At 70.3% G+C, this 13,139-nt stretch carries 12 protein-coding genes; 10 read left to right on the top strand and 2 right to left on the bottom strand.

Translation table 11 applies throughout. The features are described from left to right. The first annotated feature begins 1 nt into the window (after position 1). From ACIREO_RS24115 to ACIREO_RS24090, 6 genes are all read left to right on the top strand, one after another. Complete coding sequence (locus ACIREO_RS24115) at positions 2-1,534, top strand: DUF6056 family protein (protein ID WP_404113648.1); 1,533 nt, start codon at positions 2-4, stop codon at positions 1,532-1,534. Positions 1,535-1,619: 85 nt separating this feature from the next. After that, a complete protein-coding gene (locus tag ACIREO_RS24110) occupies positions 1,620-2,567 on the top strand; it encodes a DUF1648 domain-containing protein (RefSeq protein ID WP_404113646.1) in 948 nt (315 codons plus the stop codon). A 2-nt stretch (positions 2,568-2,569) separates the two neighbouring features. Continuing rightward, a complete protein-coding gene (locus ACIREO_RS24105; RefSeq protein WP_404113644.1) occupies positions 2,570-2,971 on the top strand; it encodes a GntR family transcriptional regulator in 402 nt (133 codons plus the stop codon). Positions 2,972-3,227: 256 nt separating this feature from the next. Next, complete coding sequence (locus ACIREO_RS24100) at positions 3,228-5,105, top strand: CocE/NonD family hydrolase (RefSeq protein WP_404113642.1); 1,878 nt, start codon at positions 3,228-3,230, stop codon at positions 5,103-5,105. Positions 5,106-5,314: 209 nt separating this feature from the next. Further along, complete coding sequence (locus ACIREO_RS24095) at positions 5,315-5,404, top strand: putative leader peptide (RefSeq protein WP_404113640.1); 90 nt, start codon at positions 5,315-5,317, stop codon at positions 5,402-5,404. A gap of 211 nt (positions 5,405-5,615) precedes the next feature. After that, positions 5,616-6,767 (top strand): LLM class flavin-dependent oxidoreductase, encoded by a 1,152-nt coding sequence (locus tag ACIREO_RS24090; protein WP_404113639.1) that lies wholly within the window; start codon positions 5,616-5,618, stop codon positions 6,765-6,767. Between the two features lie 145 nt (positions 6,768-6,912). On the opposite strand, the gene ACIREO_RS24085 is transcribed toward ACIREO_RS24090, so the two are convergent. Beyond that, positions 6,913-8,016, bottom strand: a complete 1,104-nt coding sequence (locus ACIREO_RS24085; RefSeq protein WP_404113637.1) for an AI-2E family transporter — start codon at positions 8,014-8,016, stop codon at positions 6,913-6,915. Positions 8,017-8,190: 174 nt separating this feature from the next. Between ACIREO_RS24085 and ACIREO_RS24080 the strand changes: the two genes are divergently transcribed. Further along, positions 8,191-9,666 (top strand): family 43 glycosylhydrolase, encoded by a 1,476-nt coding sequence (locus tag ACIREO_RS24080; protein WP_404113635.1) that lies wholly within the window; start codon positions 8,191-8,193, stop codon positions 9,664-9,666. 153 nt (positions 9,667-9,819) lie between these two features. Here the strand turns inward: ACIREO_RS24080 and ACIREO_RS24075 are convergent, their stop codons facing one another. Further along, the gene (locus ACIREO_RS24075) at positions 9,820-10,389 is read right to left on the bottom strand and encodes a TetR/AcrR family transcriptional regulator (RefSeq protein WP_404113633.1); all 570 of its coding nucleotides are present in this window, start codon (positions 10,387-10,389) and stop codon (positions 9,820-9,822) included. Positions 10,390-10,500: 111 nt separating this feature from the next. Between ACIREO_RS24075 and ACIREO_RS24070 the strand changes: the two genes are divergently transcribed. The 3 genes from ACIREO_RS24070 to ACIREO_RS24060 all read left to right on the top strand — a co-directional run bounded on the left by ACIREO_RS24070 (position 10,501) and on the right by ACIREO_RS24060 (position 13,110). Then, on the top strand, positions 10,501-11,412 hold the full coding sequence (locus ACIREO_RS24070) for an NmrA family NAD(P)-binding protein (RefSeq protein ID WP_404113631.1): 912 nt from the start codon (positions 10,501-10,503) through the stop codon (positions 11,410-11,412). 222 nt (positions 11,413-11,634) lie between these two features. Continuing rightward, positions 11,635-12,591 (top strand): SDR family NAD(P)-dependent oxidoreductase, encoded by a 957-nt coding sequence (locus ACIREO_RS24065; protein ID WP_404113629.1) that lies wholly within the window; start codon positions 11,635-11,637, stop codon positions 12,589-12,591. Between the two features lie 345 nt (positions 12,592-12,936). Further along, entirely contained in the window at positions 12,937-13,110 is a 174-nt protein-coding gene (locus tag ACIREO_RS24060) for a hypothetical protein (protein ID WP_404113627.1), read from the top strand. The last annotated feature ends 29 nt before the right edge of the window (positions 13,111-13,139 follow it).

The raw sequence follows: 13,139 nt of genomic DNA, 5'->3' as shown, positions 1-13,139 counted from the left end.
GATGTCCGACAGCACCCCGGAGCCCTCGGCCCCTGACCGGCCGGACACCCCCGAGCACGACGCGCGGGATGTGCCCGGGCACCCTCGGAACGGCCCCCGGCCCCACGCACGGGCATCGCTGTGGCTCACCGCTCTCTCCCTCCCCCCTCTCGCCCTGCTCGCCGCGGCCGCGTGGTTCGGGAGGTCGGTCCGGCCCGGCGCGGACGACTGGTGCTTCCTCCCGACGGTGCGGGACGAGGGCGTGACGGGCCTCATCGGCCGGTTCTACTTCGACGACAACGGGCGGGTCGCCAACGCCGTACTGGTCGGGGCCTACGCGAAGTTCCAGGTCGCAGGCCATCAGTGGTTCGGCCTGGTCACCGGTGTGCTGACACTCATGGTGCTGTGGGCGGCGGCGGTCCTCGCGCTGCGGCGTCTCCGGCTCACCGTGCCGCGCGGGCTGCCGCTGCTGGTCTCGGCCATGGCGACCGCGCTCTTCCTGTTCGTCACGCCCAACACGTACAAGACATTCTACTGGCCCGCCGCCTCCGTCTCGCACACGATGCCACCGGTGCTGGCCTGCGCCTCGCTGCTTCCCTTCCTGGTGGCCCGTTCCCGCGGTGGCAGGGGTGCGGCCATCGGCGTGGCCCTTCTCGCCGGCCTGGTCGTCGGCACCCTCTCGGAGGAGACCGCGATCGTCGTGGCAGTGCTGCTGGTCACCGTCCTCGTTTTCAGCGGACGCGCCACCGCCGGTCCTTCCCGGCCCTTTCTCCGTCTCTGGTGCGCGGCGGGCGTCACCGGGGTCGTCGCCGGGGGCCTCGTCCTGATCACCTCACCCGGCTCGGAGAGCCGACGGAGCCGGTTCGGGGCGGGTACTACGTCCATGGCCTCGCCGGAGTCGCTCGCCGCCTCGTTGCGAGGATTCGGGGAGATCTCGCTGACCGTGGCCACCACCTGGCAGTACGTCGGGGCGGTCGCGGTGGGGGTGCTCCTGGGGCTGTTGTGCCGGCGCCCGGACGGAAGCGCACCCGGCCTGCCCGCCCGCTGGGCGCTGACGGCCTGTGCGGCGGTGGCCGCGCTCCTCGTATCCGGCTTCCTCTGCACGGTCGTGGCCTACCCGGTGTTCCAGGGCCGGGTGAGTGATTCCAGCGCCAGCCGGCTCTGGAACGACTACCTGTTGGTCTACGTGGCCCTCCTCATCGGTGCCGGTGCGCTGTGGGGCCTGGCTGCCCGGCAGCGGGCACGGAGGACCGGCCCTTCGCAAGCCGCGTGCGCGGCTCTCTGCCTCCTGGTCTGCTTCGGGCCGGCCGTGGCGCTGCTCGACCTCGACACCAACATGCGTGATCGGGCGGGGAAGTGGGATGCCCAGGACCGTCGGCTGCGCGAGGGGGCGAGCGCCGGCGCCAGGGTCCTTCCGTACGAGCGACTCGTGATCAGTCAGATGCTGGAGCCGTTCAGCCGTGGGGGGCGCTCCTACTGGCCCGGAGGATGCGTCGCCGACTACTACCGGATCGACCGCGTCACCGACGCCACCCGGACACCGGGCCGCCGGTAGAACGAACGCCCTGCTCCCCGTCCCCCCTGGACGCATTCTGCTATTGTTCTACTTCAATACAAACAACTTCAGGGGGGAGAGACAGATGGCCGCCATCAGAAGAGGTGTCCTGACGGCCGCGCCGTTCGTCGTCGCCACCGCCGTCTACTCCGGGGTCTTTCTGGCGAATCACGACCGCCTGCCGGGGCGGATCGCCACCCACTTCTCGGCGGACGGAGGGGCGGACGACTACATGAGCCGGGGCACCGCACTGTGGTTCGGGTGCGCCCTCCTCGTCGGTCTCGGGCTGCTGTTCACCGTCATGGCCCTGGTCTCCAAGGAAAGTCCGGGGTCGAGACTCAACGCCGCCGCCGGAGCCGGTACGGCGATCATGGTCGGCTATCCGCTGGTCATCACCGTCCTCGTCAACACGGACGTCCAGGACCCGGCCGAGGTGCAACTCCCGCTGTGGCATGTCGCCGTGCTGCTCGTCGCTGGCGCTGCCACCGGCGCCCTGGCCTGGTGGCTGATGGGTGCGGGACCGCGCCCCGAGCCCGCCCCACCGGCCCCCTCGCTACCTCTGTCCGAGGGTGAGGCGGCTGCCTGGAGCCGCACCATGGTGTCCCCCGTGCTGCTGCTCCCGGCCGGTGCCGTCGCGCTCGTCGGGATGTGCGTCCTGGCATTCGGCACCTGGCAGGCCGGGCTGCCGCCGCTCGTCCTCGGTCTGGTCTGCGTCGCGTTCGCCGGCGTCCGGGTCACCGTCGACCGGCGCGGTCTCACGGTCAACTCGACGGTCCTGCCCAGGCCTCGGCTCGCCCTCCCGCTCGGCAGCATCGTCGGCGCCGACAGCGTCCAGGTCAGCGCCCTGGGAGAGTTCGGCGGTTGGGGCTACCGGATACGCCCGAACCGGCGCGGAGTGGTGCTGCGTTCGGGAGAGGCCCTCTCGGTCCGCACGGCGACGGGGCGCGAATACGTGGTCACGGTCGACGACTCGACCACCGCGGCAGCACTCCTCAACGGACTGACCGACCGACACGCAAGGGAGCACCACTAGTCATGCTGTTCCGGGTTCTCCCCGGCTCGCCCGTGCCGCTGGGCGAGCAGATCGCCGCCTGCGTTCGGGGGGCGATCGCCAACGGCACGGCGGCCCCGGGTGAGCGCCTGCCCCCTGCCCGTGAGGTCGCCGAGTCGCTGGGCGTCAACGTGCACACCGTGCTCCGCGGCTATCAACGGCTGCGTGACGAGAGCCTGATCGAGCTCCGCCGAGGCCGGGGCGCCGTGATCACCGCCGCGCCCGGCGCCGCGAGCCAGGCCCGGCTCACCGAGGCCGTGCACGGCCTCATCGGCCAGGCACGCGAACTCGGCGTCACGGACGAGGAGTTCCTGACTCTGGTTCACCACGGCCTGACGAGTACCCCCGTCCCGGCGCCGAACCGCTCCGGAGACACGACACACTGAACGGACGACACGCGAGCGCGGTCCACAGGGGCCGCGCTCTGCGCTCGGACCAGTAACACGCGTGACATACATGCCTGTTGAAGCATTCCCGAAGTGATCATAGACTTCACCGCCGTCGGCTCCGGTTCGCGTCAGCGACTGGGATCCAGCTCCGCTGACGCGCGCGGCCACCGCCGCGCCCCTCACGGCGGGCCAGGGGCCGCTGCTCGGCCTGCGCCACTGCGAAACCCCGTATCCACCCAGCCGGGAGAAGCATGTGAGAGCACGTCGCACGGCCAAATGGGCCGCCTCAGCCCTCGTCACCACGCTCGCGCTGTCCGGCGTCCTCGCCGGCCCCGCAGCCGCCTCCGCGCCCGCTGCGGCGCAGGACCGTGCGGGGCGGGTCGCCACCGCGACCGGCCCCGTCACGCATCAGGAGAACGACCGCGTCCCCGAGGGAGCCCTCTGGACGCAGCACTACTTCCCCTCCTCGGACCGCTCCGGCACCGAACTGCACGCCGACGTGCTGCTGCCCGAGGGGCTGCCGAAGAAGGCGAAGGTGCCCGTCATCCTGTCGGTCGGCCCGTACTTCGGACACTCAGGGCAGTCAGGCGTCGAGGACTGGACCCACACCGGCCCCTCCGACCGGTTCCAGGACTTCATCGAGGGCACCGACCTGTTCGACGAGGGCTACGCCTTCGTCATGGTGGACCTGCGCGGCTTCGGCGGCTCGACCGGCTGCCTCGACTGGGGCGGCCCCGGCGAGCAGGCGGACGTGAAGGCGGCGGTCGGATGGGCTGCTCAACAGCCCTGGTCCACAGGCGCGGTGGGCTTGTACGGCAAGTCCTACGACGCCTTGACCGGCCTCGTCGGCAACAACCTGGACCAGCGTGCGCTCAAGGCCGTCGTCGCCCAGGAGCCCGTCTGGGACATGTACCAGTACATCTACTCGAACGGCGTACCCCGCCCGAACGTCACCGGCACCGCCAATGCCTACAACTCCATTGCCACACTCGGCCAGTTGCCGGACGACGACCCGCGCTACCTGGCCAACTCCCGTTATGAGGAGTCCCATCCGGAGTGCCTGACGCAGAATGCGGCCGGATACCGGATAGCCGACCAGAAGGACCCGTTCTGGACCTCCCGGGACCTGGCGAAGGCGGCCAAGGGCACCGACACACCACTCTTCGTGACGCAGGGCTTCATCGAGAACAACACCAAGCCCGAGGAGATGCAGGAGTACCTGGACAACCACAAGGGCCCCGAGCGCGGCTGGGTCGGGCAGTGGGAGCACGTACGCGGCGGGGACCGCACCAGTGACGGACGTCTGGCCATGGGGCGTGAGGGCTGGTACGACGAGACTCTCTCCTTCTACGACCAGTACCTCAAGGGCACCAGGCCCGAGGTCCGCTACCCGGCCTACTCCGTCGAGGACTCCACCGGCGTGTGGCGGGCCCAGAAGACCTGGCCGGTCGTGGACCGCTCCGTCGAACTCCCCCTCGGCGGCGGCTCGTACGTGGACGACGGCGGCCTCTCCTCCCTCGCCGCCCTGGCGACGTCCGGCGTGCCGGCACTCCGGGAGCACCTGAAGGCCCCCGGCGAATGGGACATGGAGAACGCGCCCACGACCGATCCGGCGGCATCGCAGGGCCTTCCCGAGGGACAGGCCCTGCTCCAGAGGACCGGGGCGGTCACATCGAGCTTCTTCGTGTGGTCCAAGCCGCTCAAGAAGGCCGTGCGGGTCACCGGCACCCCACAGATCTCCCTGACCGCAGAGGGAGAGGGGAACGTCATGCTCAAGCTGTACGACGTCGCCCCGGACGGCACCGCCGTCATGTTCGACGAGCAGGTCTCGCTGCTGACCTCGGGCAGGCTCACCGTCGATCTCAAGGCGACCGACTGGACGCTGGCGGCCGGGCACGTCCTCGCGGTGGAGACCGGGTCCATCCGGACCGGCTCCTGGCGTGACACACCGTCCGGCGACAGGATCACGGTCAAGGGAGCGCGGCTCCGGCTGGCCCTTGACGACCCGTCCGACGACGTCGCCACCGAAGGTGCCCGCTCGCCGTATCTGGACACCTATCTGAGCCAGTACACGGTGGACCTGCCGGCCGGTCCCGCCACGTTCACCGTGGTGCCGGGCAGCCGCCTCTGATCCTCGGGCCGGTGACCGCCGGCGGGCATGCTCGGACCGGTGCCCGCCGGCGGCTGCACCGGCCTCGGCGAGGCATGAGGACAGTCGGAACACCTCCCGTCACCGGAGCGGCACACCCTCGCCCTCGAACACCTTTCAGCCACCGTCGGTCTCACCTGCTGGAACACCTGCGTGCCAGGACTTGAGCCGGGCGGTGCGGCTCCCCCACAATGCCTGTCATGACCGCTGCTGCCGACTTCCTCGTGGGGCGCCTGCACGTCGACCTGTGTCGCCAGTCCAGCGCGACCTGTCGCCGCTGACGCCTGCCGGGCCCTTGAGGCCTCGGGGCCACCGGCCCTGAGCTTCTCGCGCATCCGTCTCCCTCACGGCACCCCACCGCACCGCGGCCTCTCCTCCCCCGTGTCCTCGCACGCCTCGACGCGTACCTGAACGTACGTCGCCGGGCAGCCGCGGCATGCCCTGCACGGCATGCCGGCACGCCGTCCTCCGCACCCCTTCTGGAGCTCCCGCATGTCTGCTCTTACCTTCCATTGGTTCCTGCCCACCACCGGTGACAGCCGGCACGTCGTCGGCGGTGGCCACGGCTCGACGCCAGGCACCGCCGGCGGAGACCGCCCGGCCTCCATCGAGTACCTCGGCCAGATCGCCCGCACCGCCGAACAGCTCGGCTTCGTCGGGGCGCTCACCCCGACGGGCGCGTGGTGCGAGGACGCATGGCTCACCACCGCCATGCTCACCCAGGTCACCGAGCGGCTGAAGTTCCTGGTCGCCTTCCGCCCCGGCCAGATCAGCCCGACGCTGTCGGCACAGATGGCGGCGACCTATCAGCGGCAGTCCCACGGCCGGCTGCTGCTGAACGTCGTCACCGGAGGCGAGTCCGCCGAGCAGCGCGCGTACGGCGACTTCCTCGACAAGGACCAGCGTTACGCCCGTACCGGGGAGTTCCTGGACATCGTGCGGCGGCTCTGGGCCGGTGAGACGGTCGACCACCACGGCGAACATCTACGGGTCGAGTCCGCCGCGCTGAACCGGCTGCCCGATCCGGTGCCGCAGATCTACTTCGGCGGTTCGTCGCCCGCGGCCGGTGATGTCGCGGCACGGTACACCGATGTGTATCTGACCTGGGGCGAACCGCCTCAGCAGGTGAAGCAGAAGATCGACTGGGTGCGCTCGTTGGCCGCCGCCCAGGGACGCGACGTACGGTTCGGCATCCGCCTGCACACCATCACCCGGGACACCTCGGCCCAGGCGTGGGCCGAGGCGGAGCGGCTCCTCGGCGCCATGGACCCGGAGCGCGTCAGGGCGGTGCAGCAGGGCCTGGCGACGAGCGAGTCCGAGGGGCAACGGCGGATGCGCGAGCTGCACAACAGCGGGGAGACCAGCAATCTGGAGATCTACCCCAACCTGTGGGCGGGCGTCGGCCTGGTCCGCGGCGGTGCGGGTACCGCGCTGGTGGGCAGCCACACGGAGGTCGCGAACCTCATCGAGGAGTACCACCGGCTGGGCATCGACGAGTTCGTCCTGTCCGGCGTGCCGCATCTGGAGGAGGCGTACTGGTTCGGCGAGGGTGTTCTGCCGTTGCTGGAGAAGCGCGGTCTGTGGCACCACCCGGCCGGTCCGCGTCCCGCCGAGGCGGGCAACGTCCCGTTGGCGGGCCGTTGAGCGCCGCACCTGTGCCCCCGGCGGAGAACCGGCTGCCGGTCTCGGTCGAGACAGGCGAGAGGATTCCCCTGGAGCGCGGCGGAAGGGCCTGACGCCGTACGGCTGCCCGGCTCGTCCCGGCCACCGCCGGGCCGGCCGGGAGGCTTCATGACGAGGAGCCGGCGTCACTCGGTTCCGGTTCCTGCCGCTCCTCGCTGAGCTGCTCGCGCAGATAGTTCCAGGCCACCGCGATCAGTGCGGCGGCAGGTACGGCGAGCAGGCTGCCCACGATGCCGGCGAGACTGCCGCCCAACGTCACCGCGAGCAGGATCACAGCGGCATGCAGACCGAGCCCGCGGCTCTGGATCATGGGCTGGAACACGTTGCCCTCGAGCTGCTGCACCACGACGATGATCGCCAGCACGATCAGCGCGTCGGTCAGTCCGTTCGATACCAGGGCGATGAGGACGGCGACGAAGCCGGCGAACAGGGCTCCCACGATCGGCACGAACGCGGACACGAAGGTCAGCACCGCCAGCGGGAGCACCAGCGGCACTCCCACGATCCACAGACCGAGGCCGATGAGGACCGCGTCGAGCAGGCCGACATAGGCCTGGGAGCGCACGAATTCACCGAGCGTCTCCCAGCCACGCGCGGCCACGGCAGGAACGTCGGTGGCGAGCCGGCCGGGCAGCTGACGCTCCAGCCACGGCAGGAAGCGGGGGCCGTCCTTGAGCATGAAGAACATCAGGAAGACCGCGAGTACGGCGGTGACCACACCGTTGACCACCGTGCTCACACCGGTGACGACGGTGGTGACCATGCTGCCCAAGCTGTCCTGGATGCGGGCGGTCGCAGAGTCGAACGCACCGGTGATCTGGTCGTCACCGATGTTGAGCGGCGGCCCGGAGGCCCACTCGCGCAGCTTCTGGATACCTTCGACCACGCCGTCGGTCAGTTGCCCGGACTGGGAGGACACAGGCACCGCGATGAGCGCCACGACCCCCGTGGCGACCAGGAGGAACAGCACCGTCACCACCGAGGCCGCGAGGGCCGGGGGCCATTGCCGTCGGCGCAGGTATCGCGCGGCGGGCCACGTGAGGGTGGTGAGCAACAAGCCGACCACCAGTGGCCAGACGACGGACCACATCCGCCCGAGCACCCATATGGCGACCGCGGTCATGGCAAGGACCAGGAGCAGCTCGCCGGAGACGCGGGCCGAAACACGGAGGGCGGCACGGGACTTGGCGGAACTCAACGTGACAGACATGTGGGCCAGCCTATGGGCCGTGAGCCTCCGGTGGCGCATCGGCCAACTCGGCCGCCTGTGACAGGCATTGACAGGCGGATCGCCCGAACTTAACGTGTCGCCCCGTAATTACATCGATGTAAAGCGCGTGTGGTCCCCCATCCCGCAACGGGCTCAGCCCCGGAAGGAAGCCTCATGCCCTCACGATCCCCCCGGCGCCCCTCACCACGCGTCAGCACCCTCTTCGCCGTAGTTCTCGGGCTGGTCCTGGGCCTGCTTCCCGCGATCACAGCACCTGCCGCGGCAGCTCCGGCGCCGTCACCGGCGGCAGCCGCTGCGGCCGGCACGTTCCGCAATCCGCTCAACACCGGGCCCGACCCGTTCATGACCCACTGGAACGGGAACTACTACCTCACGACCACCCAGGGCGACAGCATCAAGATGTGGCGTTCGCCCTCCCTCGGCGATCTCGCCGCCGCCGACCCCGTCACCGTATGGACCGACTCCGACACCTCCCGGAACCGCAACATCTGGGCTCCGGAGTTCTACCGCTTCGGTGACCGCTGGTACCTCTACTACACGGCGGACGACGGCATCGACGACCATCACCGCCTGTACGTCCTGGAGTCGGAGGGCGACGACCCCACCGGCCCATACCACTTCAAGGCGAAGCTCGCCCCGCCCAACCACGCCGACGAGTTCGCCATCGACGCCGGCATCCTCCAGCTGAACGGCCGTCTGTACCTCGCCTACAGCGGCATCAACCAGTACCAGCACAACGGCCTGAACATCGCCCCGATGTCCGACCCGTACACCGTCTCCGGGGACGCCGTCGCCTTCGACGCGGCCGGTGGGTGCCCAGAGGTACGTGAGGGGCCGGAGTTCCTCTACCGCAACGGCCGTGTGTGGATGACGTACTCAGCCTGCGACACCGGCAAGCCCGATTACCAGGTCCGGATGATGTCGCTGCCGACCGACGCCGACCCGCTCGTACCCGGTGCCTGGTACCAGCACCCGGACGCCGTGTTCTCCCGGGCCGACGACCGGGGCGTGTTCGGTCCGGGCCACCACGCCTTCTTCCGGTCCCCGGACGGCACCGAGGACTGGATCGTCTACCACGCCAAGACCACATCCGTTTCCACCTACAGCAACCGCACCACCCGGGCGCAGAAGTTCACCTGGCGCGCTGACGGCACCCCTGACTTCGGCCGGCCGCTCGCCCTCGGTGCCACCCAGGACCTGCCCGCCGGCGATCCCGGTTCGGGCAATTACTGGATCAACGACGACGGCCGCTCCGGCGGAACGGGCAGCGTGGTCTACAGCGGCGCCTGGAACTCCGGCACGGGCTGCGCGACCCAGTGCTTCTGGAGCGACGACCACTGGAGCGACAGCGCGGGTGCCACGGCCACGTACTCCTTCACCGGTACCCGAATCTCCCTGATGTCCGTCAAGGACACCGGCAACGGTTACGCGGCCATCAGCATCGACGGAGGAGCGGAGCAGACGGTGGACTTCCACGGCCCCATCCGCGTCGGGGAAGCCGTGCAGTACAAGAGCCCCCGGCTCGCGAACGGGGACCACACCCTCCGCGTCCGGGTGACCGGTCAGCACAGTTCCGAGTCCCAGGGATCCTTCGTGAGCGTCGACCGCGCAGAGGTCTACGTCAACTGAGTCCCCGCACACCGGCCGTCGGCGGCACCTCCTCGCCGACGGCCGTGGGAACGCGGTAGCGCAAGTAGGTCACGAACCCGGCGGCGGGTTCCGCCTGCTGCATCAGCACGGCCCGCGGCCGGGAGACCGCAACACGCACCTCCAGCACCGGGCTCAGCGCGGGGGGCTCCCGGGGCTCACTCCGTCGACTGCGAGCCGAAGCAGATGGTCGGCCCGCGCGGCGGCGTCGGGCTGGTGCTCGGTGGCCAGGGCGATGCCCACGGTCAGGGTGACCAGGTCATGGAAGGTGACGGTCTCCTTGACCGATCCGTCGCTGATGGCGTGGCGCAGCAGGGGGGCACCCGCGGCCTCGAGGACGGCGCCGCACGAGTCCTGGCCGGGGTTCTCGCTGGGGGGCTCATAGGCGAGGACGTCGGCGAGTCCCCGGGCGGAGACCGCGTAGGTGAGCAGGTCGTGGAGCCAGGTCAGAAGAGCCGTACGACTGTCCTCCGCCTCGTCGACTTCGCGGGCACGTGCGCACAGCGCCTGGACGCGCTCATGGAAGACGGCATGCAGCAGGGCCTGCCGGGTGGGGAAGTGACGGCGCACGGTGGCCGATCCGACCCCCGCGACGCGGGCGATCTGTTCGAGGGAGGCGTCGGCGCCGTGGGCGGACACCTCGGCTTCGGCCACCTCGAGGATGCGGGTGTAGTTGCGGCGTGCGTCTGATCGCTGACCGGGCATGGTCTCCCTCGCTTGCTAAGTGGCGGGCCCCGCCATATCGTAGCGCGAAGCAAAACGGCGGGCCCCGCCGTTTTGCGTTCCGCGATCTACGGCCCACACGGAGGCGTAATCATGACCACCATCCCGGCCCCTGCCCTGGTTGTCGGTGCCACCGGCCGTCAAGGTGGCGCGACGGCCCGCGCGCTGCTGACGGCCGGCATTCCCGTCCGCGCGCTGGTACGCGATCCGCACACGGAGCGCGCGAAGATCATCGAGGCCCTGGGCGCCGACCTGGTCACCGGCGACCTCGACGACCGGGCCACCCTGCACCCCGCCGTCCGTGGTGTCCGCTCGGTGTTCTCGGTGCAGATGCCGCCGATGAGCGAGGACGGCGTCGATTTCGCAGCGGAACTGGCCCAGGCCACCAACCTGGTCCGAGCGGCCCAGGAAGCGGGGGTGCCGCAGTTCGTGCAGTCCTCCACCAGTGGGGTCGGCCATCACGTTCAGGCTCCGGGTTGGGCCGAGGGCCGCTGGGCGGCCATGCAACCGTACTTCGAGACGAAGCAGGCGATCATGGAAACTGTGCGCGGCGCGGGCTTCGAGCGCTGGTGCGTGATCAAGCCGGCGTACTTCATGGAGAACCTGCCTCAGCTGATGCCCCACGGGCCGGCCGGCGGACTGGCGACCGTCCTGAAGCCGGACGCGGAGCTGGCGCTGGTCGCCGGTGACGACATCGGCGTGGCAGCCGCACACGCCATCAGCGATCCGGACCGCTTCCATGAGGTCGAGCTGGAACTGGGCGGTGACCTGCTCACCATGGAGCAGATCGCCCGGACCCTCTCGGACGTACTGGGTGTTCGGGTGCCGGCGCCGTCGATGAGCCTTTCGGAGGCGCTCGCCGCGGGTATGCCGGGCTGGGGAGCCGGGCACGAGTGGAACAACGTCGTCGTGCAGCCGGCCCGCCCGGAGTTCGCCCACGCGCTGGGCGTCCCGGTGACGACGTTCGCCGCTTGGGCCCGCGAACACCTCACCCCGGCTCCCTGAACGTCCACATCCGGTACGGCAGGACCTGACGGGTCCGACCGTCACACCGGAGTCCGTGCGGAGCGTGGCACCGGAGCGGGCATCGCGTCGGCGGTATGTCGGTCGTCTGGCGGGATCGTCGGTGATCCATAGGCGACGTATCGGTGGCCACTGGAACCGTAGGTGCCGAGTCACCCGAGCGAGCGGCATCCGCCGCCGCCGACACCTAGGGAGCCCGTAGCCATGCCGTCCGCATCCTCCGCCCCGCCCTGGAACGTCCATCGGCTGCCCCGTTCCGACGGTCGCGTCTTCCTGGTAACCGGCGGCAACGCCGGCATCGGGTACTTCGTGGCGGAGCAGTTGTCGTCGACCGGCGCCACCGTCGTGCTCGGCAGCCGGAATCCCGCCAAGGCCGAAGCCGCCACGGCCTCGATCCGTGACCGTGTCCCCGGCGCGCGGGTCCGGGCCGTGCGGCTGGACCTCGCCGACCTCTCGTCGCTCGAAGCAGCGGTGGCATCGCTGGAGCTGGAGGTGGAGCACCTCGACGCGGTGGTGCACAACGCCGGCGTCGCGCTGGACGATCCGCCGCGCGAGGAGACCGGGGACGGCCATGAGCTCATGTTCGGCACGAACCACCTCGGGCACTTCGCGTTGACCGACCGGCTGATGCCGCTGCTGTCTGCCGCGCCGGCTGCCCGCGTCGTGACGATGGGCAGCTTCGCGGCGAAGTCGGAACGGATCGATCTGGACGACCTGCAGTCCCGGAGGGACTACCGGCCCAAGCGCGCCTACGGCCGCTCCAAGTTGGCACAGATGTACTTCGGTCTCGAACTCGACCGTCGCCTGCGTGCTGCGGACAGCGTGGTGGCGAGCGTGGTGGCCCATCCCGGCGGTGCGCTGGACTCCCTCACTCCGTCACGGCCACCGGTTCATGTCCGGACAGCCGGCGCACGGCTGGGCGCGGCACCCGCGGCCCTCCTCCTCCAGGGCAAGCACGCCGGCGCGTGGCCCGCGGTCCGTGCGGTGCTCGACCCTGAAGTGCGTGGAGGCCAGCTGTGGGGGCCACGGCTCTTCGGCCTGCGCGGTGCGCCACGGCGTGAAGCGGTGTGGAACCATCTCACCGACCTCTCCCTCGCGGCGCGGTTGTGGGAGGCGAGCTGCGATCTGACCGGCGCCGGCTTCGGCACCGCCTCCGGATAGCTCAGGTGGGCGGGCGGCCAGTCGCTGTACGAGTTCCGGTACGCGCCCCGCCTCCGAGGCCGCCGCGGGAACGGCGGTCGGTCCTGCGTCCTGGGCCGTGGCCGCGAACACGCGCTGACCGACGTCCTCCCGAGCGCATCCGGCAGACCGGTCAGATCGCAACTGGGGATCTGCACCGAGCCGAGCCCCCGACAGGGCACCCGCCCCGGGTCTCAGCACCACGGGCGGCAGCGCGGAGGACCTCGCCATCGGGCCGTCGGCAGGTATCTGCAATATGCGGCTTTCGTACGCATATGCGAATCTGGAAGTGTCCCATCGTTCCGGACGCTGACGGGAGGCAGGATCGTGAGCAAGAAGCAGAGCAGGCAGAACCGTGGCGCCCGCACCGGCGGCCATGAACGCAGCGCCGCCGCCGCGGAGACGAAGGAGCAGACGCAGACCGCGACTACGCCCGACGCGGTGCGTGCGATCGGGGAGACCGTTTCGCACAAGAGGGAGCGGAAGTTCGGGCACAACTGATCAGCGGCTTTCGGGCACCCGCACCAGTC

Origin of the sequence: Streptomyces sp. NPDC102441 (genome assembly GCF_044765585.1) — a bacterium.
GTDB lineage: Bacteria > Actinomycetota > Actinomycetes > Streptomycetales > Streptomycetaceae > Streptomyces.
This window is presented reverse-complemented; position numbering and strand designations above follow the sequence as displayed.